A 24,207-nucleotide genomic window follows, 5' to 3' on the forward strand; every position below is an offset into this window, starting at 1 on the left:
CGGTCGACGCGTGCGGTCGATTATAGGTCCGCGCCGCGGCCGAACAATATCCGCCGGCCAGCGTCCACACGGCCGGTGGGCGAACGGCTTATTCGGTTGGCGGCGGCTCCACATTCGCCGCCATCAAGGTGCCGATTTGCGCCGGGCTGAAAGGCGGGCGCGGCGCCGCGGCCTCCCAACCGAAATACAGGCTCGCCGCCGCGCCGCAAATCCTTCCCTGACAGGCGCCCATGCCGCAGCGGGTATGCAGCTTGGCGTCGCGCGAGTTCGCAAACTCGCGGACTTCGCCGATGCTCACGTCCTCGCAGCGGCACAGCAGCGTGGCGTCAGCGGGCGGCGTGCGTGCGGCGGCGCGCAGGGCGAAGGCCGCGTCGACGCGTCGGCCGAACCCGCGCCATCGCGCCCGCTGCGTGTCGAGCGCCGCGTGGACCGCTGCCGCGCCGCTTGCAGCGAGGCCGGCGATCTCGCCCTCCACACCGGCCAGCTCGGCGCCGCCGACCCCGGTACACTCGCCCGCCGCGAACACGTTCTCCACCGATGTGCGCTGTTCGCCGTCGACGACAATCTCGCCCGCCTCGCCGATCGCGCAGCCGAGCGCTTGCGCCAGCGTGACGTTCGGCACGAGCCCATAGCCGCACGCGATGCGGTCGCAATCGAGGGTGACGCGCCGCCTCCCCGGCCCGCGCACGATGGTGACACGCTCGACGCGGCCGTCCCCATGCGCCGCTTCGACGATACTGCTGGTCCAGTAATTCAGGCCCGCGAACCCGCGCGTCATGCCGACGGCTTGCCGCAACTTGGCGGGCTCGGCCAGCAGGGAGACGCCGAAACGCGCGACGTCGAACGCCGACGCCTGCTCCACCACCGCCACCACCTGCGCCCCCGCCGCGCGCGCCGTGGCGAGCGCGGCGATCAGCAACGGACCGCTGCCGGCAATCACGATCCGCTCGCTACGCACCGGCATGCCGCCCTTGATGAGCGCCTGCAGCGCGCCCGCGCCGGTCACGCCCGGCAATGTCCAGCCTGGGAACGGCAAAAGCCGTTCTCGCGCGCCGGTCGCAAGGATCAGGCGCTCATACGTGATGCACGCGCCGCCGTGTTGCGCGGATTCGAGCAACAACCCGCGTGAATCCAGCGGCGCAACCACGCGAGACGACGGCCAATGCGTGAGGTTGCCTTGCCCGCTCAGCGCGTCGAGGAGGTGACGCAACGGCGCTTGCGGCGAATCGCCCGGACCTTGCCGCCAGATCTGGCCGCCGGCGCGTGGATTGTCGTCCAGCAGAGCGACCGTGGCTCCCGCGCGCGCGGCAGCGTGCGCGGCGTTCAAGCCGGCCGGACCCGCGCCGACAATGACGATCTCGAAGTGTTGTTTCATAGTGTGGCTGGCGCGTCGTCGAGTCGGCCGAGACGGGATTGCGCCAGAGAACGCCCTCCGCCTTCGATGTCGAATGGCTGTTTCAAGGCATGTTCACCGCAACGTTGGTACGAACGACCTGGTCCTGCCGGCACACGGCCTGGCAAGCCAGCACATGCGCCCGCCCGTCGATCGTCACACGGCATTCCTGGCACACGCCCATGCCGCACAGCGCGGCGCGAGGCTCGCCGCTCACCGAGATCCGCGTGCTGCGAATACCCGCCAGCACGAGCGCAGCGGCCACGGTCGTGCCGGGCGCGACAGCGATACTCCGGCCGTCGATCGTCAAGTGGATGCTTGCCGCGTCGCTGCTACGAGTCATGGGCCACCTTTCGGGCAAAACGCTCAGGTAGATAAGGCTCGACCGCAATCGGCGCGACGCTCGCCACGATCTGCGCGGCAAGCAGCTTCGCGCTCGCGAGCGAGGTCGTCACGCCGAGGCCCTCGTGCCCGACGGCAAGCCATACGCCGGGCGCGAAATCGCCGGCCGCGCCGATCATCGGCAGGCCGTCCGGCGTGGCCGCGCGAAATCCGGTCCACGCGCGAATGCCGTTGAGCGTCGGCAGCACCGGCAGGTAGTGCGCGGCGCGCTGCAGCATCTGCGCGAGCACAGGCATGTCGACGGCGGGATCGGTGCTGTCGAACTGGCGCGACGAGCCGATCAGCAATTGCCCCGTGGGCCGCGGTTGCGCATTGAACGCCACCGACGTGCCCGCCGCGTGATGCGCGCTCTTGATGTAGCCGAGTTCCAGCAGCTGATGCCGGATCAGGCCAGGATAACGGTCCGTGATCAGCAGGTGGCCCTTTTTCGGCTGCAGCGGCAGCGACGGCACGAGGTGCTGCGCGCCCAGACCATTGGCAACGACGACGTGCGCCGCGCCGACACGTTCGCCGTCGGCAAGCGTGATGCCGCTCGCGCCGATCGAGGTCACCTCCGCACCCAGGCGCACGCGGATATTCGTGGCGGCCGGCGATTGCGTCAGCAGCCATTCGGCGACGGTCGGCGCATACACGATGCTGTCGTGTTCAATGCGCAAACCGCCCGCCATCGACGCCGCCAGTGCCGGCTCGCAAGCCCGCAACGCGGCCGCGTCGAGCAGTTGCGCTGTCATGCCTTGAGCCTCGAACGCGGCATGCATCGCGCGGGCGGCATGTTGCTCTTCTTCGTCCGCTGCGACCCAGAGCGTGCCGCAGCGCGCGAACGCGTCGCGCGCGCGCAGTTGCGGCGCGAGTTCGAGCCACAAGTCTCGTGAATACCGACTCAGCGCGAATTCCGCCGGCGAGTCGTTCATCACGACGATGTGGCCCATGCCCGCCGCCGTCGCTCCGCCGCCGATGCCCCGCGCGTCGAACACGTCGACCCGCATGCCGAGCGCCGCCAGTTCCGCCGCGCAAGCCGCGCCGACAATGCCGGCCCCGACGATCAACACGTCTGCCGTCATGCCGTGCGGATGCCCCACGCAAAGGGATCACGCTCGTCGAAGCACAGGCGCGCTTCCGCCGTAATGTAGGCGTGGCCGGTAATGGTGGGAATCACGTGGACGGCGTCGCCGGCATGGCGATAGCTCGCCTCGAACACGCTGCCGATAATGCTTTCCTGCCGCCACACGGCCCCTTCGGCCAGCTTGCCGTCGGCGGCGAGACAGGCCACTTTGGCGCTGGTGCCCGTGCCGCATGGCGAGCGGTCGTATGCATTGCCGGGACAGAGCACGAAGCTGCGGCTGTCGATACCGTCGCGCGAACCGGGGCCAAAGAGTTCGATGTGGTCGATCAAGGCACCCTCCGCGCCGGAGATGCGCTGTGCGATCAGCGCGTCGCGAATCGCTCCGCTGAACGTCGTCAATTCGCCGATACGCGAAGCCTCCAACGCGCGCCCATGATCGGCGACGAGAAAGAACCAGTTGCCGCCCCAGCCGATGTCGCCCGTCAGCACGCCGTGGCCCGGCACCTCCACCTGGACGGACTCGCGATAGCGATAGGCCGGCACGTTGCGTACGGCGACGCTGCCATCCTCGTTGAGCGTCGCTTCGACAACGCCGACCGGCGTCTCGATCCGATGGCGCCCCGGCCCGATCCGTCCCAGGTGCGCGAGCGAGACGACGAGCCCGATCGTGCCGTGCCCGCACATGCCGAGGTAGCCGACGTTGTTGAAAAAGATCACGCCGGCCGCGCACGTGGGATCGTCGGGCTCGCAGAGCAGCGCGCCCACCACCACATCCGAGCCGCGCGGCTCGGTGACGATGCCCGCGCGCCAGTCGTCGAAGTGCGTGCGGAATACTTCGAGCCGTTGCGCCAGCGTACCGCCGCCGAGATCCGGGCCGCCCGACACCACGAGGCGGGTCGGCTCACCGCCGGTGTGCGAGTCGATGATGTTTAAGGTTTTCATGATCGTCATGGTAGAAACGGCGGACAGCCGAGTCTTGGTGTGCTTAAGCGCGGATTGTGACGATTTCGGCATAGTCAACTGAACGTGCGGCGACCTCGCGCGCTCGACAGATGGCGGTCCGGCAGCGTCTGCCGGACGCGCACGGAGAGCGGCCTGCCGCGGGTGGCGTCGTGCCAGCCATGCACTTCGACTCACTTCGCGTCTTATCCCAAAATAAGGGATACGCCTTGACCCGGCGACGCTTCAGGCAAAGCGGTTATGCTGAAATCGTCATTCGCCGCGCGCGATTCACGCAAGACGGCAGGATTTTCCCTGCTTACACTGCGCTGGAACACATCACACTCAGGAGAGCAGTCGTGGCGCATATCTGGGAAGGCGTATTGCCCGCAGTCACCACCAAATTCAACGCGGATTTCAGCATAGACCGCGTATGGACCGGTAAGAATATCGAAGCGCAGATCGACGCGGGAGTGGACGGCATCATTGTGTGCGGATCGCTGGGTGAAGCGTCGACACTCTCGCTGGATGAAAAGCTGCAAGTGCTCGACATCGCCGTCGAGGCCTCGCGCGGCCGTGTGCCGGTCCTGTTGACGATCGCCGAAAACAGCACGCTCGACGCCTGTCGTCAGGCCGAAGCCGGCAGCCGCCATGGCGCGGCCGGTTACATGGTGCTGCCGGGACTGCGCTATCTGTCGGACCGCCGCGAGACACTGCACCATTTCCGCAGCGTCGCCGACGCGAGCGAACTGCCGTTGATGATCTATAACAATCCGCTCGCCTATGGCGTCGACATGACGCCCGACATGTTCGCGGAAATCGCCGACGAGAAGAAGATCGTCGCGATCAAGGAGTCATGCGGCGACGTGCGGCGCGTGACCGACCTGATCAACGTGGTCGGCGACCGCTTCGCGATTCTGTGCGGGGTCGACAATCTCGCCATGGAAGCCATCCTGATGGGCGCGCATGGCTGGGTGGCCGGTCTCGTGTGTGCGTTTCCGCGTGAGACGGTGGTGATCTACAAGTTGTTGAAGGCGGGACGCCTCGAGGAAGCGCGAGCGATCTACCGCTGGTTCGCACCGCTGCTCGCACTCGACGTCTCGGCAAAGCTGGTGCAGAACATCAAACTCGCCGAAACGATCGTCGGACTGGGTACCGAACCGGTGCGGCCGCCGCGCCTGCCGCTGGTGGGCGACGAACGCAAAGCGGTCGAAGCGTTGATTCGCAAGTCGATCGAAACACGGCCCACGCTGCCGCAAATCTGATCTGATCTGACCGGATCGGCCTCAGGCTGCCTGCTTCTCGGTGTCGGCGTCGACGTCTGCCTCTGCGTCTGCGTCGACTGATTCGCCGCGGCGCAGATGCAGCAGCCTGTAGCCGCTTTTATAAACCGGTTGCAACCGGAATTCGTTTTGCGGCTCGATCTCGAGCAGCAGGCGCAGCCGCGAAACGTGACTGTCGATCGTGCGGGTGAACTCGCGGAATTCGCGCCCCCATACCATTGCGAAAATGTGATCGCGTGACAGCACGCGGCCGATATTGGAGAAGAACAACGACGCCAGCCGGTACTGCGTGCCGGATAGCTGGACCGGCTGGCCGCGCAGCATGACGAGCTGGCGGCGCGTGTCGAAATGGTACGGGCCCACGTCGAAACTCGCGGCACTGAACCTGTCCGGATACGCTCGCCGCAGCAGCGCAGCAACCCGCTCGCGAAACTCGGCGGCGCGCAGCGGCAACCCGACATAGTCGTCCGCGCCGGCAACGAAGGCGCGCACGACATGGTCCTCCGCCATGTCCGCCGAGGCGAACATCACCGGCAGACGGTCGCCGCCCACCGCACGCGCCGCCCGTAGAACCTCGCCGCCCGAGAGCCGCAGTCCCTGCCAGTCCAGCACCAGCAGATCCACGGTGGAGCGCGCGAGCATTCTCGACATGCTCAAGCCGTCGTCGAAAGCCGTGCAGGTGTGACCGGCGGACGTCAGGACCCGTTCGATCGACTGACGCATGACCGGGTCACGTTGAAGGATGGCAATGCGCATGGGATAACTCTTAACTGATAGCTCGGACGCGATTCTCAGAGGCACGCCCGCGCCATCCCATAGGAGCAGTCCTAATTTGCATATGAATCCGCCGACCCCGACACCACTGGCGCGTATTCCCATACTCGGTTGCGACGATTCTGATGGCGCCATCGTCAATGCTACGAAAAAGCGCATTTTGCGGAACTTTTTCAGTCCAATTAAGCACCTCCAGAAACGATCCGCTTTCATCCTGTAAAATCCCCGCCTGGCCCCAGTCGTCATCGTGCTTGCCCCAACCCGGGCCGGCGCGCCGGTGTCCCGTGCTCTACCCAGCGCCTGCCACACTTCTCGCCCGACGACCGCCGTGTTTCCACGCGCTACGTGTGGCTCCCAATTCAAGAAAAGACACAAGCAATGCAAGCGACAAATCTGGGTGGAGCGCAGGCTGTCACCCCACGCCCTCTTGGGCGCAGCGATTACAAGACGCTCGGCCTCGCCGCCCTCGGCGGGGCTCTGGAGTTCTACGACTTCATCATCTTCGTATTCTTCGCGCCGGCGATCGGCCAGCTGTTTTTCCCGGCGGCGATGCCGGACTGGCTGCGCCAGGTGCAAACCTTCGGCATCTTCGCCGCGGGCTATCTGGCCCGGCCGCTCGGCGGCATCATCATGGCGCATTTCGGCGATCTGTTCGGCCGCAAGCGCATGTTCACGCTGAGCGTGCTGCTCATGTCCGTGCCGACGCTGATGATGGGTCTGCTGCCCACTTACACCAGCATCGGCGTGCTGGCGCCGGTCCTGCTGCTTCTGTTCCGCGTAATGCAAGGCGCGGCGGTCGGCGGCGAAGTCCCGGGCGCATGGGTATTCGTGTCGGAGCACGTGCCGCAGCGGCACGTCGGCTATGCGTGCGGCACGCTGACGGCCGGCCTCACGGCGGGCATTCTGCTCGGCTCGCTGATCGCCTCGGCGGTGAACCGCAACTTCGCGCCGGCGGAAATCTCCGCTTACGCGTGGCGTATTCCGTTCCTGGTGGGCGGCGTGTTCGGCATGTTCTCGGTCTACCTGCGCCGCTGGCTGCATGAAACGCCGGTGTTCGCCGAACTCAAGCAACGCAAGGCGATTGCCGCCGAAGTTCCGCTCAAGGCCGTGCTGCGCGACCACGGCCGCGCCGTGATCGTCTCGATGCTGCTCACGTGGATGCTGTCGGCCGCGATCGTCGTGGTGATTCTGATGACGCCGACGCTGCTGCAAAAGCAGTTTCATATCGCGCCGGCCACTGCGTTGCTGGCGAACTGCGTGGCGACGCTGTGCCTGACGATCGGTTGCGTGATGGCGGGCTCGATTGCCGGCCGCATTGGCGCGGGGCGCACCATTTTCATCGGCGGCCTGGCGCTGGCCGTGACGTACTACGTGATGTTCCAGCAGCTCGCGCTCGATAGCTCGGCGCTGCTGCCGCTGTACGCGCTGGCTGGCCTGTTCGTCGGCGTGATCGGCGCGATCCCGTTCGTGATGGTCAAGGCGTTCCCGCCGGTGGTGCGCTTCTCGGGCATCTCGTTCTCGTACAACGTGGCCTACGCGATTTTCGGCGGCCTGACGCCGATCGCCGTGTCGCTGATGATGAAGTCGAACCCGATGGCCGCACCGATGTACGTCGGCGCAATCTGCATTCTCGGAGCATTGACCACGCTGTTCATCAAGGACGCGCCGCAAACGCGCTGATCGGCGGCTTTTGCTGCTGTTTTCCGCTTCCGGTCTCCGCTTCTGCTTCGCAATGACGGCGCGCCACACGGCGCGCCGTTTTTGTTTGCATTGAGGTCGGCGTCACGCGCTTCTGGCGACATCCACAGTTCACGCCGCCGCGAAACATCATGCGCCGCATCGGCTCTACGATGTATCGCATGAACTCCCCTCATCTCCCCCATTCGCCGGCCCTCGGCCGTGTCCTCGCGACAGTCAGCGTCGGCTTCGTCGTCACGCAACTCGACGTCACTATCGTCAACATCGCGCTGCCGAAAATCGGCGCGGACCTGCATGCGAATGTGGCAGGCCTCCAATGGGTCGTCGATGCCTATACGCTCGCGTTCGCCGTGCTGATGCTGTCCGCCGGCGCGCTCGGCGACCGCTTCGGCGCGCGGCGCCTGTACGCCGCCGGGATCGTGCTGTTCGCACTCGCGTCGCTCGCCTGCGGCCTTGCGCTCGACGCGGCCCTGCTGGTCGCCGCGCGCGCGCTGCAAGGCGTCGGCGCCGCCGCCATGCTGCCGAATTCGCTGGCGCTGCTCAATCAGTCGTACGGACACGATCCCAAGCTCCGGGCTCGCGCGGTCGGGCTGTGGACTGCCGCGGGGGCGATTTCGATCGCCGCGGGACCGGTGGTCGGCGGCGTGCTGATCGCGGCGTTCGGCTGGCGCAGCATTTTTCTCGTCAATCTGCCGATCTGCGCCGCCGGTTTTCTCGCGACCTTGTTATGGGTGCCGCGGCCCGAGACCGCCGTGCGTCGTCCGGGGCTGCAATTAGCGGCGGGCACAACGGCTCACGCAAGGCCGCGCGGCGTCGATCTGAGCGGTCAGTGTCTGGCCGTCGTCGCGCTGACCGCCTTCGTCGCCGCTGTGATCGAATGGCGGCCGCTCGGCCTCGGTCACCCGCTCGTCGCCGGCGGTTTCGTGCTGGCGCTAGTCGCCGCAGGCGCCTTCATCGCCGTGGAGTCGCGCGCCGCGGCGCCGATGCTGCCGCTCTCGCTCTTTCGCAAACGCTCCTTCAGCGTGGCGGTGCTGTTCGGCATCTGCGTGAACCTGACCTACTACGGCATGGTGTTCGTGCTGAGCCTGTATTTGCAGCGCGTGCGCGGCTATACGCCGTTGCAGGCCGGCCTGGCCTTTCTCCCATTGACGGGCGGGTTTCTGCTGTCGAATGTGGCAAGCGGCTGGGTGGTCGGCCGCTTCGGCATACGGGCGCCGATGATCGCGGGCGCGATCACCGCCGGTCTCGGCTACGGCCTGCTGCATTTCGTCGACGCCGGCACGCCGCTCATTGGCTTGCTGCTGCCGTTTCTGCTGATTCCGTCGGGCATGGGCCTCGCGGTTCCCGCAATGACCACCGCCGTGTTGGCCTCGACCGACGCGAAACGCGCCGGTACGGCTTCCGCCGTGTTGAACACAGCGCGGCAAGCCGGCGGCGCGGTCGGCGTGGCGGCCTTCGGCGCACTGGCGAGCGGCGCGGCTGCTACGCAAATCGTCTCGGGTATGCAGGCGGCGACCGCCGTCTCAGTCGCTCTGCTGGTGCTCGGCGGCGTGCTGAGCTGCTTCGTGCGTCCGCAGCCGCAGTCGTCGGACTCCGCGCTTCGCGTTGCCGGCCGCGAGCGGGTCGGCGAATCGAACTAAGCGTTCCGCCCGCTGTATTGGGCGCGCAAAAAATAACCCCCGCCATGCGCGTGCATGGCGGGGGTTGGTCTGGGTTCACACTGGCGATTAGCGCGATGCCGGCGGCAAGTGCCAGCGACGCCCTGCCCGCCGACGCCGCGCCGCCCGACTTAAAGCGACGCTTCCTGGATCGTGCCGGTGTCGATTGCGCGCTCGATCAGGCCTTCGTTTTGCGCTTTGGCAATGGCGTCGGCGATCAGTTTCTCCGGCTCCTCGATCTCGGCCTTGATCGTGCTGATGATTCCGGATGCGTCCAGAATCACCAGGGTTGTCGCCGAATCGGCCAGACTGATAATCACTCGATGCGGCGTGGGCCCTTCACCGAGACTCGCGCACAATTGCGTGGCCTTGCCGCCAATGGTTTGCTCAAAACTTTGAATCATTATTTGCTCCCTTGGTTACAGCTGGAATCGAAAGCGACTCGCACAGACTACCTTACTGCTGCTTCAAAGACCAAGCCCGCCGCGCGGCGAGCGAGCGCCGAGAGAATTGCCTCCGGGACGCGCGCCGTCGATGCTGATGCGGCCCGCGCCAGTCACGAACAGCAGCAGGAAACCACCGGCAATACCGATGTTCTTCCAGAAATGGATCACCATGTCGCGTTGCAAGGCGGCGTCGGTGACATTCCAGAAATCGTGGCCGAGAACCGCCGTCGCCACCGTGTACACGGCCATGATGAGCGCGAGCGGGCGCGCCTTGAAGCCGACGATCAGCAACAGACCGCCGAGCGCCTCGACGGCGACGGCGATCGGCGCGGCGACCTGTACGAACGGCACGCCCTTCGAATGCAGGTAGCCGACAAAGCCCGCATAGCCCAGCAGTTTCATCACACCGCCCCACAGGAACAGCACGGCAAGGGCAATACGCGCGATGAGAATTACGCCGGAATCGACGGGACGCGTCATGAGGGGCTCCTGTAGATGAATAAGCAGCAGACCCGGCCGGGAGGCCGCAGTTCCCCGTATCGCATCTGAGAATATGTGCATTGCCCGCCTTTTCCAAGCTCCCAAACTCGGGCCAAGGTGCGCGGGCACACGGCGCGCCGCGTGCGGGGCGAGAAAAAGGGGCTCGCGAGGGCCGCAGGCTCGCCTCGGCGGTACCTGCCGCGGGCGGAATCGCCGACGCGCTTATGCTCGAGGATAGGTCGCAACTTCGATCAGATTGCCGTCGGGATCGCGGCAATACACCGAAGTCATCTTGCCGCGCGCGCCGTCGCGCTCCACGGGTCCGGCCTCGATTTCGACGCCTTGGGCAAGCCAATGCGCCTTGACCTCGGCCGGGCTCGTGGTCGTGACGAAACACAGATCGGCGCTGCCGGGCACCGCCTCGCGGCCGGTGAACCACGCGACGGTGTCGGCCGCCACGGGACGTAGGTTGATCTTCTGATTGCCATAGGTCATCGCGACCCGCGTGCCGGTGCGCGATTCGAACTCGTGGCGCCGCATGCCGAGCATGCGCGCGTACCACGCGGCGCTGACTTCCACGTCGGCCACGTTCAGAACGAGATGATCGAGACTTTCTATAGAAAAGCTCATGGCTTCAGTCACCGTGATGTGAGCCGATGCCTGTTGACGAATCGGGCCGATCCGCCAACAGCGGCCAGACGAAAAATCAGCACGCGCGCGACATTCGCGTACGGCTGCCGGCAGATGGCGCTCATGACCTCACACCCGCGCTTGCCGCGACACTTAGGCCCGGGTTACGACTGCGGCGCGTCCGGGGCGAGCAGAACGCCCTTCGTGAAGACGAAGCAACCGTAGCCGCGCGCTTCGCCGGTGGCGATCACGCAATACGCTTTGCGCGCCCGCTCATAAAACGCAAACCGCTCGATCGACGCAAACGGCACATCGCGCCCTTCCGCGGCATTGACCTCGATCTGCGCTTCACGCTGCACCGACGGAATCGTGTGCGGCTCGCCCACCACCTCCATGCGCGACGCGGGGTGCTCGATGAACGTGTCCAGCGGCATTACCGAAAGCACCGCGCGAATCGCCCGCGGCGCGTTCACGCCGTCGAGGCGCAGCACCTTGCCAAGCACGCTCTCGCGCGCAACCGAGTCGCCCGGGAAATTGGCGTCGCAAATGACGAGTTCGTCGCCGTGGCCCATCGAGCGTAGCGCATGCAGTATGTCGGCGTTGAGCAGCGGGTCCAGATTCTTCAGCACGGTGTCTCCTTGTGTTCCGGTTAGGTCCGGTTGGTCCGGTTAGGTCCGATCACCGGCTGGGCGCCAGGATCTGGACGTTGGTTTGCAGATGCGCGAAGCACCCGCGTCACGCCCGTGTTCGAATCGGGCCGAAGCGGCAGCCACTCGGCTCGACGAAGACGGGACAGCGCTTCGAATCGCATTCCAGCGAACGATTGTAGCAAGCAATGTTGCGCGCATCCGGTGAAGGCGACGCTCGGCGACGGCACGCTGAGTGGTTGCAGCGGCGCGTGTTCTGCACGGCGGACGCGGCCGCGCCGTTACCGCATTGCCAACGCAACCAGCCGACCAGCGCCAGCAGCACGAGACCCGCGCCGCCGAGCACCGGCTCGCGCCAGCCCAGCAACGCGATGAACATGAACGCGCGCGCTCCGCCGAGCAGCGCAAAGCCGGCGATTGCGCTGGACAGCGAGTCGACGGCGCCCGTCAGGCGCGCGAACGCGATGGCCGTTTGTGGACCCGTGGCGACGGCGGGCTCGTCCATGATCTTCTCCGTCAAGAAGCGATGCTCAGGCGCCGTCCGGCACCTGATCGAGGAAGCCGGTGACCGTTTGCAAGCGTCCGTTTGGATCGACCACACCGAAGTCCGACCCCTTCACGACCGCCTCGCCCGCGGGCGTGATCAGCTCCCAGGAAAAGCGCAGCCGGTTGGCGAAGCCGTCAACCTGGCCTGTACGCCGAAACGTGTGATGCGGGAAGCGCTCATGCACCGCCCGGATCATCGCGTCGATGCCTTCGTGGCCCGAGCCCGCCAGCAGCGGATCGCAATAATCGGCGTCGGCGCTCCATGCCGCGGCGATCAACTCGCGACGGCGCGCGCCATCGGTTTCGTTCCATGCGTCGAAATAACGGTTGATCAGATCGGTATGCGCATTCATCTCAAGACTCCTTCATTGGCATGACTGAGCACTACGCTCGGCAGACACGGTCGTGTGCGGCGGGCTCGGATTGAAGCTTGAGGGCCGGGGCGCGGTGCGTCGATTACCTGAGAGGTAAGCAGTCTTGCGCTGCGGCGCGAGCGCATCGCGTCGAGCGCCGGATTGGCCATCCGGCCGAGTCGTCAGCCGCGGCGGCAGCCGCTAATCTCGTGTGGCAATGGGGGCTGCGCGGCGCTGGCGTGTGGCTTGTGACGCACTCAACAAACACGGGCACGGGGACGCTTTTTCAATATGGTTTTTACACTTGCAAGATCGTATCTACATGGATACAATTCTCAGCAGATCGGTTCGCCACATGAGTGCACGCTCAACCGCACCGATGAGTTCGACACCTGGCTTGCACGGCTCTCCGATTTAAGAGCCAGGGCGAAAATACTCGTGCGTATCCGGCGTGCGGAACGCGGGCATTTCGGCGACGTGAAGTTGCTTGAAGAAGGTGTGTCCGAGATGCGCATCGATTGTGGCCCCGGCTATCGGGTCTACTTCGCGCGTGAAAAAGGCATGATCTATCTGCTGCTATGCGGTGGCGACAAATCCACCCAGCCGGCCGATATCAAGCATGCCAAAACAATGTGGGCAGCAATCAGAAAGGAACTGTCATGAGCAGAATCAAAACCGCACGGTTCGACGCGTCGCATTACCTCGATAGCGAGGAAATGATCGCCGAGTATCTCAACGCAGCACTCGAAGAAGGCGACGCCGACGTCCTGCTCGCCGCGATCGCCGACATCGCCAAAGCGCGCGGCATCACCAAGGTCGCGGCAGATGCCGGACTTGGGCGCGAAAGCCTCTACAAAACGCTCGCACCCGGCTCCAAACCGCGTATGGACACGGTGCTCAAACTGCTGCGTGCGCTCGGGGTCAAACTCAACGTGGTACCGGAAGGCGTGGCGGCGGTCTGAGTCGGGTGTCCCGCTCTGTCGGCTTTGCCATTTCGTCGATATGCCGCGGCTTACTACGGTGTCACGGCTCTTTCCGAAGTTTCGTAGGCGTGGCAGACGGTATTCCGCGGTGTTACGGGGTATTCCATTACCTCTGAGGTAATGGATCGCTAGCGCGGTTTGGCTATGATCGGTGGCATGAACACACTCTCTCTTGCGCAACCCGTCCCGCCGCACTTGCCGGCGGCGAGCCGCACGGTCGGCGACCTGCTGCGCGAATGGCGACAGCGTCGAAGAATGAGCCAGTTGCTGCTCGCCGCCGAAGCCGAAATTTCGACCCGGCATCTGAGCTTCGTCGAATCAGGCCGCGCGGTGCCGAGCAGGGAAATGGTCATGCATCTTGCTGAACGGCTCGACGTGCCGCTGCGCGCGCGCAATGCACTGCTGGTCGCCGCAGGCTACGCGCCGCTGTTCCGGGAACGCCCGCTATCGGATCCGCAGTTGGCCGCTGCACGCGAGGCGGTCGAGTTGGTGCTGAAAGGACACGAACCCTACCCGGCGCTTGCCATCGACCGGCACTGGACCATCGTTGCCTCGAACGGCGCGCTTGCGCCTTTGCTGAACGGCGCAAGTCCGGAACTGCTGAAGCCGCCGGTCAACGCACTGCGCCTGAGCCTGCATCCGGACGGTATCGCCGCGTCCATCATCAATTGGCATGCATGGCGCGAGCACATACTCGCGCGACTTCAGCGGCAAATCGACGTGAGCGGGGACGACACGTTGAGCGCGCTGCGCGACGAATTGGCGGCGTACCCCGCGCCGCCGGGCGCGGATGCGACCGAGCACGACAACACCGCCGTCAACCAGATTGCAGTACCGCTGCGGCTGCGCACGCCGATCGGCGTGCTATCGTTTTTCAGCACGACCACCGTGTTCGGCACGCCGGTGGACGTGACGCTCTCGGAACTCGCCATCGAGGCATTCTTTCCGGCCGACCCGCGAACCGCTACGGCATTGCGCGATTTCGGCGAAAGCCAGCGCGCCGAGGCGGCCCGCCAACCATAGCCTGACCGTGACAGACAGGTCGCAGTTCGATATCGAGTCTTTCAGCCTTTCAATCACCGGCCCCACACGGAGAGACACTTGAGCGAGAACGCTGTACTCGTACGCCAACTCGGTCCCGAAGACCGCGACGACTACTTCCACCTGCGGCCGCGTGGACTGAAAGCGCATCCGGATTCGTTCGGCCAGAGTTACGAAGAAGCATTCGCCAAAGGTCCGTCGCAACACAATGCAATGCTGGACGGCTCGCGTGCGGCCGAAGGTGACTTCTTGCTCGGCGCTTACGCATCGGCGGGAACACCATTGATCGGCGTGGTTGGACTGATCCGGATCCCGAGCGACAAACAGCGGCATAAGGCCGCCGTGGTCGGCATGTATGTCGCGCCGGAGGCTGCCGGCCGTGGCGTCGGGCGCGCGTTGCTGAAGGAGTTGCTGAGGCGGGCGTCGAATATGGACGACCTGAGGCAAATCCAGTTATTAGTCGGCAGCCGCAACGAGGCCGCGAGGAGACTTTACGAGTCGCTCGGCTTTCGCCAATATGGCTGCGAAGTCGGAGCGCTGAATGTCGGCGGGGTCTTCCACGACGCCGATCTGATGGCCCTGTTTATCTAATAGGCCGTGACCGCGCGGCGACCCGCGCCACTTTCCCCGCCGTTCAGCAGCACCTCTGCGGCCGACGTTTCGCGTCGAAGTCGAGCGTGTCCACCGCACCACCCGAGCGAAGTTACACAAGAAGTTACAAATCCGGCCTCGTTTGTAACTGGGGCCGCACCAACCTGTTACACCTCTGTTTTGTCCCCAAAGCGCCGTCAAAGAGCGGAATTTATTACTTTATATTGACCTCGCTTTCTATTTCCTTTCTAACTTGACCGGGAATTACCGGCACTTGATGGGTCCGCCCTATTTGCTCAGACGAAAGAGCGAAAAGCCCGTAGTACAAGGGTTTTCATGGATCAGACAAAAATCCGGGGTGGCGGAAAATTCGGTTTGCATCGTGTATTACGCCACCGTGAAAGAGTTACCGAAAATTGATGTATCTTTTTGAGACATTTTTTTGAGAAGGGATTGATTTCTTGTTTTACCCTTCATACAATTCGTCCCAAGCTGTTACGAAATGTAACGCCATGTATCAAAAGGTCGCCGCTTGTATCAGGTGGTGACAGTAGCCGGAGGACAACGTTTCCGGCGAGGCACAAAAGACATAACGGCAAAAAATGCCGACATCGTAATTCGGGGCTTCGGAAACAGAGAAAATGGACCGTAGCAGCGAGACGCTGGATTCAATCCGCGAGATCAACTTGTCTTACATCATGCTCGCGCAACGTATGTTGCGCGAGGACAAACCGGTCGGCATGTTCCGGCTGGGACTGTCGTCGGAACTGGCTGATTTGCTTGCCGGGCTGTCGCTCGCGCAGATCGTCAAGCTGGCCGCTTCCGATCAGCTTTTGTGTTTCTTCCGCTTCAACGACCACTCCATGTTGTCGGCTTTGACGCAAACGACGAAACACGCCGCAGTTGCACCGACTCACGCGGCGATCCTGCTTGCAGGCCAGCCTGCTGAACAGTTCGCTTGACCGGGGTGACTGCCATGCTCAAGCGTAGCCTGACGGAAGACGCACAAGAAGTATTCCGCGCCATCGCACTGATCGAACTCGGCGCGCGCATGCAAGTGCTCGAGAGTGAATTGACGCTCTCGCGCGACCGCATGATCCGCCTGTACCGCGAGGTCAAAGGCGTATCGCCGCCCAAGGGCATGCTGCCCTTTTCGGCGGACTGGTATATGACGTGGCTGGCGAACATTCACGCGTCGCTGTTCTACAACACGTACCTGTTCCTGAAGAACGAAGCCCGCTGCTCGCATCTGGATGCGCTGACCAAGGGGTATCGGCTGTATCTGGAACATTGCAAGCACAGCGAGACCGAACCGGTGCTGGACTTGACGCGTGCGTGGACGCTGGTGCGTTTCTTCGACGCCGACATTCTGCAATTGACCAAATGCTGCCGTTGCACCGGCAAGTTCGTGGCGCACAAACACGATCTACAGCACAACGTGGTGTGTGGCGCATGCCAGCCGCCGTCGCGTGCCGGCAAGACGAAGAAGGCCGCCGCCGCTCGTCAGGAACAGGAAGCGCTCGATGCAGCGCAGATCGCGCAAGCTGCCTGAGCTCGATTGACTCTGACTCGACGAGGGCTGGTCCGGCCCGACTCGATCCGAAGCCCGAAAGAAAAAGTCCGCATGAGCGGACTTTTTTTCGTCCTAATCGCGCCGCTCAAGCGGCGCGAGGCCGTCTCATCCGGCCAGGCCCACCGTCTGCACCACCAGCCAAAGGTTCGCCGCGCTGATCACCACGAACAGCATCCACGCGACGCAGCGGGTCAGCAACGTGTTGGCGAATTCGCCCATCAGCGAACGGTCGTTGGTCATCCGAATCAGCGGATAAAGCGCGAACGGCAATTGCAGGCTCAGCACGACCTGACTTGCGACCAGCAGCTTGCCGACGGCGCCGTTGCCCATCATCTGCACGCCGATCAGCGCGGGGATCAAAGCGAGTGCGCGTGTAATGAAGCGCCGTTGCCAGCAGGGAATCTTCAGCTTCAGGAAGCCTTCCATGATGACCTGCCCCGCCACCGTGCCGGTAAAGGTCGAGCTTTGTCCCGAGGCGAGCAAGGTCACGGCGAACAACACCGCAGCGAAACCCGTGCCGACGATAGGCGCGAGCAGCTTGTAGGCATCTTCGATTTCGGTGACCTGATTGTGGCCGGTGGCATGGAACGCAGCGGCGGCCAGAATCAGGATCGCCATGTTGATCAGCAACGCGAGCATCAGCGAGACGATCGTATCGATGCGCGACATACCGATCGCCGATCTGATGCTGGCTGGATCGCGCTTCACCGCGCGCGTCTGCACGATCGACGAATGCAGATAAAGGTTATGCGGCATGACCGTCGCGCCGAGAATGCCGATCGCCAGATACATAGGCTCGCGCGAACTCAACGCCTGCCACGACGGAACCAGTCCCTGCGCGACCGACGGCCAGTGCGGCTGCACCAGCGCGAGCTCGATGATGTAGCCGACGCCGATCGTCGCGATGAGGCCGAGCATGATCGCTTCGAGATCGCGGAAATTCTTGCCCTTCAGGCCGAGCACGATCAGCGTATCGAACGCGGTCAGCAGCACGCCGGTGGTCAACGAGCATTTAAAGAGCAGATGGAAAGCGAGCGCGCCGCCAAGCACTTCGGCCAGATCGCAGGCCACGATCGACAGTTCAGCGAGCAGCCACTGAAAACGCGCGACGGCCGGCGAATAGCGCGTTCTCGACAACTCGGCGAGGTCGCGCCCGGTCGCAATGCCAAGACGCATGCTCAGGCATTGCAGCGCCATCGCCGCGAGACTCGACAGCATGACGACGAACAGCAGGCTGTAGCCATAGCGCGATCCGGCTTCGATGTCGGTGGCCCAGTTGCCCGGGTCCATATAGCCGATCGACACCAGCAGGCCAGGGCCCGCGAATTGCAGAATCTTCTTCCAGAACGGCGCGCCTTGCGAAACGGCCACCGAGCCTTGCACTTCGGATGGGCAAAACGGCGCCGTTGCGGTGGTCGGTAGTTTGAACTGCAATCCGGGAGCCTCTTGAAGGGGATAAACCACGGCGCATCGTACAGGCCGCCGCGAACCGCCTCAAGTGTACAAAGAAACCTCCGGCAACGCGCCGGTGAGCGCGTAGCGGCCAACGTCGCGCACGCGATAGTCGAGCGGATCATGCAGCGTATGCACGCGGGCGTTGCGCCAGAAACGGTCGAGCGCGAGCGGCGCGTGCGTGGCGCGGGCGCCACAGGCGTCGAAGAGTTGCTCGCTGACGTCGAGCGCGGCGCGATGCGCGACGATCTTTGCCTCCGAGGTGGCGAGCGCAACCTGCGCGCGAGCCTCCGCGGAAAGCGCCGGACCTTGTTGCCAGGCGTCTTCGAGCAGCCAGGCGGCGCGCGTGGTCAGCGCTTCGGCGCTCACCGCTTGCAGGCGCATCTCGCCGAAACGCTGGATCAGGTAGGGATCGTCGGTCGCTTTGTCGACGCCCGAATAGATCCACGCCTTGCCGTGTCGCGTGACGTAGGCCCGTGCTTCGTCGAGCGCGCCCTGTGCGATGCCCACGAACAGATTGGTCAGCACCAACTGCGAGATCAGCGTGCGCAAATTGGCGTACGGCGTGTCGGGCCGCACCATCACTTCGTCCGGTTCGACCTTGACGCGCACGAAGGACACGCTGCCGCTGTCGGTCTGCCGCTGGCCGATCGGATTCCAGTCTTCGTGAACAGTGATGCCTTCCCGCGTGGTCGGCACGACGCCGAACACCGGGGTGCCGGTGACCGGATCATGCGCGGAAACGGTCATCATCTGCGAGCCGCGCGTGCCGGAGCAAAAGCCCTTCTGGCCATCGAGCAGATAGCCGCCGTCGCTGGTTGCGCTCGCAACGAGTCGCGTATCGAGCGGATTGACGGCATTGCCCCACCACCATCGGTTTTCGACGGTGCCGCCCAGATAGCGGGCACGTTGTTCGGGACTGCCCCATACATTGACGCTGACCACCTGCAAGCACGTAAAGCCCAGCAGATGCGCGAGCGCGCTGTCCACCCGCGCAATCTTGCGAACCGTCTCGTAGATGTCGGGCCAACGCGCGCCGAGGCCGCCGAATTCGCGCGGCACCGCGAGCGTGAGCAGCCCCGCGTCGGCGATCCATTGTTTTTCCTGTGCGGCGTGGCCGCCGTCGAGATCGCGTTGCGCGGCAGTGGCGTGCAACGCGTCGAGCAAACTCGCGAGATCGCGCACCACCGGCGCAGCGGATGCCTGAGGCGTTTGTAACGCGTCGGCATGACGAGGATCGTTCATGCAATTTCCACGTGAAAAGTTTTTCGGCGAGCGGTGATAGGCAGAACGCCCGCGGCGCTCAATGCTTTAGCTAGCATGATAGGCGTTGTTGATGCGGATGACGGAAACGTGCGCGGCTATTCTTCATGCAAATAGCCGCAGGACGGCACAACGGAGCAGAACGGATCAACCGATCATGTGCGATCAAGCTCGCTGCGCGAGCCGCCGCACGAATCGATCGCCGACGAACTGCACCGCCGTGACGATCACGATCAGCAGTACGATCACCGTCACCATCACGGTCGTATCGAACCGCTGGTAGCCATAGCGAATCGCCAGATCGCCAAGACCGCCGGCGCCGACCGCGCCCGCCATCGCCGACGAACCGATCATCGCCACCACGGTGATGGTGAAGCCGCCCAGGATGCCCGGCAGCGCCTCAGGCAGGAGCACATGCCAGATGATGTGCCGGCGTTGCGCACCCATGGCCTGCGCGGCTTCGATCAGACCGCGATCCACTTCGCGCAAACTCACCTCCGCCACGCGCGCGAAAAACGGAATCGCCGCGATGCTGAGCGGCACGATTGCGGCCCACACGCCGATCGTCGTGCCGATCAGCAAACGCGTGAGCGGCAGCAAGGCGACCAGCAAAATGATGAACGGCGTGGAGCGGAACGCATTGACGAGCGCGCCGAGCGTGCTATTCACCGCCCGCTTCTCGAAGATACCGCCGCGTGTCGTGGTGACCAGCACCAGCGCCAGCGGAATACCGACCAGCGCCGCGATAAAGGCCGACACGCCGACCATGACGATGGTGTCGCGAATCGCGTCGGCGAGTTCGGAAAGCCACAACTCAGACATAGCCCAATACCTCGACATAGTTCGCATAGCGGCGTGCGCGGTCGAGCAACGTCGCGATCTGCTGTTGCACCGTGGTGTCCGCATTCGCACGCACCTGCGCTGACACCACGAGGCGCCCCTGCGCATGCCCCTGAATCCGGTCGATGCCGCCATGCACGAAACTCACGCACCCGCCGTCCGCACTCAACGCCGACGCCAGACCGCCGAGATCCGGCTCGCGCGCGTCGACGCCGGTAAAACGCACGTCCAGCAGAATCCGCGCATCCGCTTGCGCGATGTCGTGCAATGGCTTGACACGTTCGGCGAGATCCGCCGGCAAATCGTGCACCAAGGTGCGCAACAGCGCCCGCGTCGCGTCATGTTGCGGATCGCCGAAAACGCGCCACACGGGGCCGGACTCCACCACTTCGCCACGCTCGATCACGGCAACCGTATCGCAGACCTCGCGAATCACCTGCATTTCGTGCGTGATCAATACGACGGTCAGGTTCAGGCGCTGATTGATATCGCGTAGCAACGCGAGGATGGCTTGCGTCGTTTCCGGATCCAGCGCGGAGGTGGCTTCATCGCACAGCAGAATATCCGGGTCGGTGACCAACGCGCGCGCAATGCCGACTCGCTGCTTCTGACCACCCGACAGGCTCGCCGGATAAGCATCGCGCTTGGCGGAGAGGCCCACCAGTTCCAGCAATGCATCGACCTTTTTCTCGATGACCGCCTTCGGCACACCGGCGATTTTCAGCGGCAGCGCAATGTTCTCGCGTACCGTCTTTGCGGAAAGCAGATTGAAGTGCTGGAACACCATGCCGATACGTCGGCGCAACGTGACCAGTCCGCGCTCGTCGAGTTCGCCGACACTGACGCCGTTCACGCGCACCGCGCCTGAACTCGGCTTCTCCAGGCCGTTGACGAGTCGCAGCAGCGTCGACTTGCCCGCGCCGCTGCGTCCGATAATGCCGAACACTTCGCCCCGCGCCACGTTCAACGTGACGTTGGCGAGCGCCGCGGTCGGCACGCCGCGCGTGTTGGCGAACACCTTGCCGACGTTGTCGAATATCACGGCGGGTTGCGTCGCCGCTGCGTGCGAACCCGCATGCACAGCGAGAGACGGCGCGTCTTCGATGAACTGCGGCGCGTCGAAAAGATTGCCCATGATTTAGCTCCTTTCAGGCTTTCGCAATGGCCAGCGCAGCGGTTTGTATCGCGCGCCGAGGCTGTGCGCCGGCATGCACGCCGCACAGCCGGGCAAGCTCGCCCCTGAACCGCTTCTTGCGCGGCGCCGGCGCGGGATCGTCGTCTTCGAACGGTCCACGCATGACGGTGCGCGTTACCAGGCGACGGCGTAGAGATTGCCGAAGGCCTTGTCGAGCGCGGCGCGCACCGCTGGCGAATGCTGATAGATCGAGATGAACTTGCGGATACGCGGGTCGTTCACGCTTTCCGGACGAACCACCCATTGGATCGCATAGTTCTTGTTTTCGAGGCCGTCGAACAGCAGCGCGCTATTCGGATCGGTGGTGCCCGCGAGCTTGATGAAGCTCGGGTAACCCTGTGCGAGATCGACGTCGTCGAGCGAGCGCGCCAGTTGCGACGCTTCCAACTGGACTATCTTGAGATGCTTCGGGTTGTCGGTAATGTCGAGCGTCGTCGCGCGATAGTCGATGCCCGGCTTCAGCTTGATGAGACCGGCTCGTTGCAGCAGCAACAGACCGCGGCCACCGTTGACCGGATCGTTGGCAATCGCAACCGTTGCGCCGTCTTTCAGTTCGTCGAAGCGTTTGATCTTCTTCGAATACAGGCCGATTTTCATGATCGTGCCGGGCGCGATGGCGACAAAGTTATAACCGCCCCGCTTCTTCGCATTCTCCAGAAACGGAATGTGCTGGAAGTAGTTGACGTCGATATCCTTGTTGGCGAGCGCCGCATTCGGCGTGTTCCAGTCGGTGAACTCGATGATCTTCACGTCGAGTCCCTGCTCTTTGGCTTCGTGCGCGGCGATTTTGAGCGCTTCGATTTGCGGGCTGGTCGCGGTGCCGATTTTCAGCGTGGACGTGTCGGCCGCTGAAACAGGCGCGGCTTGCAATGCGAGCGTCAGACCGAAAGCGCTGATCAGCGAGATAGCCGGCGTGTAGAAAAAGTGCCGCACGTTGGATAGAAAAATGCGCATGGTGAACTCTTGGGATTGGGGCGTGGTGTTGATTCGTGGCGAGCCGATCCACCGGCATACGCCTCCGGGTCGCCAAAGCGTTACGGACTTGCTTCGGGCCAGGAACCGGCATGCCGGACTTATCAGGCAACTGAATTCCGCGACGCGCGGCTCAGCCCTCGCGTGGCAGCGACAGGACGCGCATTCGCTCAGCGCGGACAGCGGAAGGTCGGACAGGTCATCGCCTCTCTCCAGATGAGGTGCGGCTCATCATAGAGGGCGGAAATGCGGCGGTCTACGAAGGGATTTTCGAAAGGAAAGCGGGAAAAATGATTTGGGCAAAAAAAACCGGGCCGCGCTTTCGCGCGACCCGGCGTCTACCACCCGCTCCTGCTTCGGCTACCTTACCGCTTCGCCACCTGCTGCACGGAAGCGGCCACAGGAGCCGCGGCAGCCAGCGAAGCCGAAGCCGGCGCGACGGCGCCCACCGCCGTGTCGGCCGCCCCGTCCCCACTCCAACCACCGCCCAGCGCGCGAATCAGATTAACCGTCGCCACCGCTTGCGTGCCCGACAAATGGCTCGCCTGCAGTTGCGAAATCAGCACCTGCCGTTCGCCGTCGATCACGTCCAGGTAGCTGACCGCACCTTCCGTGTACTGCGTACGCGACAGATGCGCCGCCCGTTGCGATGCCTGCACTGCATCGTTCTGCTCGCGCATCTGATCGTCGAGCAGGCGCAGATCGGCCAGGTTGTCTTCGACCTCACGGAATGCCACCAGCACCTGCTGACGATACTGCGCCACGTCCTCGTCATACTTCGAACGGGCCTGCGCGAGGTTCGCCTTGCGGCGGCCGCCGTCGAACAAAGGCAGCGTCAACGCCGTGCCCGCAAACGGCCCGAGAATGAACGCGCGGCTCGACCACATGAAAAGATTGCCGAGCGTCGCCGATTCAAAACCAGCCGCGCCGGTGATATCGAGCTTCGGGAAGAACGCCGATTTCGCCAGGCCGACTCGCGCATTCGCGGCCTGCATCGCCCGCTCCGCCGCCGAAATATCCGGCCGGCGTTCAAGCAATGCCGAGGGCAGACCCGGCGGCACACGCACCGTCACGGGAGCGAGCGGCGCTTCCGCGAAAGAGAAATCCGCAGGCGGCTTGCCAAGCAGAATCGCAAGGCTGTGCTCCGACGCCGCGCGCTGACGCGCCACGCCCACGGCATCCGCTCGCGCACTCGCGAGTTCATTGCGAGCCCGCGACACATCCAGCTCGCCGATATCGCCTTCCCTGAAACGTCGCTCGACGAGTTTCAACGTATCTTCGCGCAGCGCCACGGTACGGCGGTACAGATCCTGATCCGTATCCAGCTCACGCAACTGGAAGTAGTTCTGCGCGACGTCCGCCTGCAACGAGAGTTGCACGGAACGGAACAGCGCCTCGCTTTGCTGCTCGTCCGCACGCGACGCGTTCACGTTTGAGCCGACCCGCCCGAACAGATCCGCTTCGTACGACGCGCCGACTTGCGCGCGCCAGATCGTACCGTTCGTGCCGCCCGCGCTATCCGGCTGGAATTGCGATGCCGCGGAGGCACGCTCGCGGGTCGGGCCGAAGCCCGCGTCGAGCTTCGGGAACCAGTCGGACTTCGCCGCCTGCGTCACCGCCCGCGCCTGCTGCACGCGCGCCGCGGCCGCCTTCAGATCCTGATTGGCGGCGGCCGCCTGCTCTTCGAGCGCATTGAGTTGCGCGTCGCCGAAAATCGTCCACCATTCGCCGCGATGCGCGTCGTCTGCGGGCTGCGCCTGCTTCCACGTGCCGTTCTCCTGCGCCGCCGCACCCGATATTGCACCCGACGTAGCCGACGGCGCCGAAGCAGCCGGCGCTTCCTTGAACGCCACCGGCGTATCCACTTCCGGCCGCTTGTACGTGGGTTCCACGGAGCAGGCGGCGAGCAACGCGACCAGCAAACCGCTGGTAGCCGCCCGGCCCCACCCACTCAAAGATTCAAAGCGTTTCATTATTGTTTTCTC

Annotated in this window: 27 protein-coding genes; 9 read left to right on the top strand and 18 right to left on the bottom strand. The window is 64.2% G+C overall.

Annotation, left to right across the window (positions count from 1 at the left end):
• Window positions 1–88: 88 nt before the first annotated feature.
• From P0D70_RS03940 to P0D70_RS03955, 4 genes are all read right to left on the bottom strand, one after another.
• Window positions 89–1,375: an FAD-dependent oxidoreductase gene (locus P0D70_RS03940; protein WP_408182789.1), complete on the bottom strand. Its 1,287-nt coding sequence runs from the start codon at window positions 1,373–1,375 to the stop codon at window positions 89–91.
• Between the two features lie 82 nt (window positions 1,376–1,457).
• A complete protein-coding gene (locus P0D70_RS03945) occupies window positions 1,458–1,736 on the bottom strand; it encodes a (2Fe-2S)-binding protein (RefSeq protein ID WP_091807336.1) in 279 nt (92 codons plus the stop codon).
• Window positions 1,726–2,856, bottom strand: a complete 1,131-nt coding sequence (locus P0D70_RS03950; protein WP_408182792.1) for an NAD(P)/FAD-dependent oxidoreductase — start codon at window positions 2,854–2,856, stop codon at window positions 1,726–1,728. Before P0D70_RS03950 ends, P0D70_RS03945 begins: the two co-directional genes overlap by 11 nt.
• Entirely contained in the window at window positions 2,853–3,809 is a 957-nt protein-coding gene (locus P0D70_RS03955; protein WP_408182797.1) for a 4-hydroxyproline epimerase, read from the bottom strand. Before P0D70_RS03955 ends, P0D70_RS03950 begins: the two co-directional genes overlap by 4 nt.
• Before the next feature lie 347 nt (window positions 3,810–4,156).
• On the opposite strand from P0D70_RS03955, the gene P0D70_RS03960 reads away from it, so the two are divergent.
• Window positions 4,157–5,062, top strand: coding sequence for a dihydrodipicolinate synthase family protein (locus P0D70_RS03960; protein ID WP_408182801.1), 906 nt, complete (start codon window positions 4,157–4,159; stop codon window positions 5,060–5,062).
• 21 nt (window positions 5,063–5,083) lie between these two features.
• Here P0D70_RS03960 and P0D70_RS03965 read toward each other — a convergent pair whose 3' ends face one another.
• The gene (locus P0D70_RS03965) at window positions 5,084–5,836 is read right to left on the bottom strand and encodes a response regulator transcription factor (RefSeq protein WP_408182804.1); all 753 of its coding nucleotides are present in this window, start codon (window positions 5,834–5,836) and stop codon (window positions 5,084–5,086) included.
• 396 nt (window positions 5,837–6,232) lie between these two features.
• Between P0D70_RS03965 and P0D70_RS03970 the strand changes: the two genes are divergently transcribed.
• Entirely contained in the window at window positions 6,233–7,534 is a 1,302-nt protein-coding gene (locus P0D70_RS03970; RefSeq protein WP_408182806.1) for an MFS transporter, read from the top strand.
• A gap of 170 nt (window positions 7,535–7,704) precedes the next feature.
• The gene (locus P0D70_RS03975) at window positions 7,705–9,192 is read left to right on the top strand and encodes an MFS transporter (RefSeq protein ID WP_408182809.1); all 1,488 of its coding nucleotides are present in this window, start codon (window positions 7,705–7,707) and stop codon (window positions 9,190–9,192) included.
• Window positions 9,193–9,341: 149 nt separating this feature from the next.
• On the opposite strand, the gene P0D70_RS03980 is transcribed toward P0D70_RS03975, so the two are convergent.
• From P0D70_RS03980 to P0D70_RS04005, 6 genes are all read right to left on the bottom strand, one after another.
• Entirely contained in the window at window positions 9,342–9,614 is a 273-nt protein-coding gene (locus tag P0D70_RS03980) for a hypothetical protein (protein WP_408182811.1), read from the bottom strand.
• Between the two features lie 63 nt (window positions 9,615–9,677).
• The gene (locus P0D70_RS03985) at window positions 9,678–10,136 is read right to left on the bottom strand and encodes a DoxX family protein (RefSeq protein ID WP_091807318.1); all 459 of its coding nucleotides are present in this window, start codon (window positions 10,134–10,136) and stop codon (window positions 9,678–9,680) included.
• Between the two features lie 222 nt (window positions 10,137–10,358).
• Complete coding sequence (locus P0D70_RS03990) at window positions 10,359–10,766, bottom strand: VOC family protein (RefSeq protein ID WP_091807316.1); 408 nt, start codon at window positions 10,764–10,766, stop codon at window positions 10,359–10,361.
• A gap of 164 nt (window positions 10,767–10,930) precedes the next feature.
• Entirely contained in the window at window positions 10,931–11,395 is a 465-nt protein-coding gene (locus P0D70_RS03995) for an RbsD/FucU family protein (RefSeq protein ID WP_091807314.1), read from the bottom strand.
• A 106-nt stretch (window positions 11,396–11,501) separates the two neighbouring features.
• Window positions 11,502–11,918, bottom strand: coding sequence for a hypothetical protein (locus P0D70_RS04000; RefSeq protein ID WP_408182815.1), 417 nt, complete (start codon window positions 11,916–11,918; stop codon window positions 11,502–11,504).
• A gap of 25 nt (window positions 11,919–11,943) precedes the next feature.
• Window positions 11,944–12,312, bottom strand: coding sequence for a nuclear transport factor 2 family protein (locus P0D70_RS04005; RefSeq protein ID WP_408182817.1), 369 nt, complete (start codon window positions 12,310–12,312; stop codon window positions 11,944–11,946).
• Window positions 12,313–12,603: 291 nt separating this feature from the next.
• Between P0D70_RS04005 and P0D70_RS04010 the strand changes: the two genes are divergently transcribed.
• The 6 genes from P0D70_RS04010 (at window position 12,604) to flhC (ending at window position 16,479) form a co-directional block, all read left to right on the top strand.
• On the top strand, window positions 12,604–12,975 hold the full coding sequence (locus P0D70_RS04010) for a type II toxin-antitoxin system RelE/ParE family toxin (protein WP_408182819.1): 372 nt from the start codon (window positions 12,604–12,606) through the stop codon (window positions 12,973–12,975).
• The gene (locus P0D70_RS04015) at window positions 12,972–13,274 is read left to right on the top strand and encodes an addiction module antidote protein (protein WP_091807306.1); all 303 of its coding nucleotides are present in this window, start codon (window positions 12,972–12,974) and stop codon (window positions 13,272–13,274) included. The genes P0D70_RS04010 and P0D70_RS04015 overlap by 4 nt, the downstream gene beginning before the upstream one ends.
• A gap of 177 nt (window positions 13,275–13,451) precedes the next feature.
• Window positions 13,452–14,318, top strand: a complete 867-nt coding sequence (locus P0D70_RS04020; protein ID WP_408182822.1) for a helix-turn-helix domain-containing protein — start codon at window positions 13,452–13,454, stop codon at window positions 14,316–14,318.
• Between the two features lie 78 nt (window positions 14,319–14,396).
• Entirely contained in the window at window positions 14,397–14,927 is a 531-nt protein-coding gene (locus P0D70_RS04025; protein ID WP_408182824.1) for a GNAT family N-acetyltransferase, read from the top strand.
• 641 nt (window positions 14,928–15,568) lie between these two features.
• Window positions 15,569–15,889: a flagellar transcriptional regulator FlhD gene (flhD, locus tag P0D70_RS04030; RefSeq protein ID WP_028194930.1), complete on the top strand. Its 321-nt coding sequence runs from the start codon at window positions 15,569–15,571 to the stop codon at window positions 15,887–15,889.
• 14 nt (window positions 15,890–15,903) lie between these two features.
• A complete protein-coding gene (gene flhC, locus P0D70_RS04035) occupies window positions 15,904–16,479 on the top strand; it encodes a flagellar transcriptional regulator FlhC (protein ID WP_091807302.1) in 576 nt (191 codons plus the stop codon).
• Window positions 16,480–16,605: 126 nt separating this feature from the next.
• Here flhC and P0D70_RS04040 read toward each other — a convergent pair whose 3' ends face one another.
• The 7 genes from P0D70_RS04040 to P0D70_RS04070 form a co-directional block, all read right to left on the bottom strand.
• Window positions 16,606–17,934 carry an Nramp family divalent metal transporter gene (locus P0D70_RS04040; RefSeq protein WP_408182828.1) on the bottom strand — a complete coding sequence of 443 codons (1,329 nt, stop codon included), beginning with the start codon at window positions 17,932–17,934 and terminating at the stop codon, window positions 16,606–16,608.
• Between the two features lie 60 nt (window positions 17,935–17,994).
• Entirely contained in the window at window positions 17,995–19,197 is a 1,203-nt protein-coding gene (locus P0D70_RS04045) for an acyl-CoA dehydrogenase family protein (RefSeq protein WP_408182830.1), read from the bottom strand.
• A gap of 183 nt (window positions 19,198–19,380) precedes the next feature.
• Complete coding sequence (locus P0D70_RS04050; RefSeq protein WP_091807296.1) at window positions 19,381–20,037, bottom strand: methionine ABC transporter permease; 657 nt, start codon at window positions 20,035–20,037, stop codon at window positions 19,381–19,383.
• Window positions 20,030–21,190 (bottom strand): methionine ABC transporter ATP-binding protein, encoded by a 1,161-nt coding sequence (locus P0D70_RS04055; protein WP_408182833.1) that lies wholly within the window; start codon window positions 21,188–21,190, stop codon window positions 20,030–20,032. The genes P0D70_RS04050 and P0D70_RS04055 overlap by 8 nt, the downstream gene beginning before the upstream one ends.
• A 13-nt stretch (window positions 21,191–21,203) precedes the next feature.
• Window positions 21,204–21,353, bottom strand: a complete 150-nt coding sequence (locus P0D70_RS04060; RefSeq protein ID WP_408182835.1) for a hypothetical protein — start codon at window positions 21,351–21,353, stop codon at window positions 21,204–21,206.
• A gap of 11 nt (window positions 21,354–21,364) precedes the next feature.
• The gene (locus P0D70_RS04065) at window positions 21,365–22,204 is read right to left on the bottom strand and encodes a MetQ/NlpA family ABC transporter substrate-binding protein (RefSeq protein ID WP_408182837.1); all 840 of its coding nucleotides are present in this window, start codon (window positions 22,202–22,204) and stop codon (window positions 21,365–21,367) included.
• Window positions 22,205–22,587: 383 nt separating this feature from the next.
• Entirely contained in the window at window positions 22,588–24,195 is a 1,608-nt protein-coding gene (locus tag P0D70_RS04070; RefSeq protein ID WP_408182840.1) for an efflux transporter outer membrane subunit, read from the bottom strand.
• Window positions 24,196–24,207 lie beyond the last annotated feature (12 nt).

This window comes from Paraburkholderia sp. RL17-381-BIF-C, from assembly GCF_046026435.1.
Lineage (GTDB): Bacteria > Pseudomonadota > Gammaproteobacteria > Burkholderiales > Burkholderiaceae > Paraburkholderia.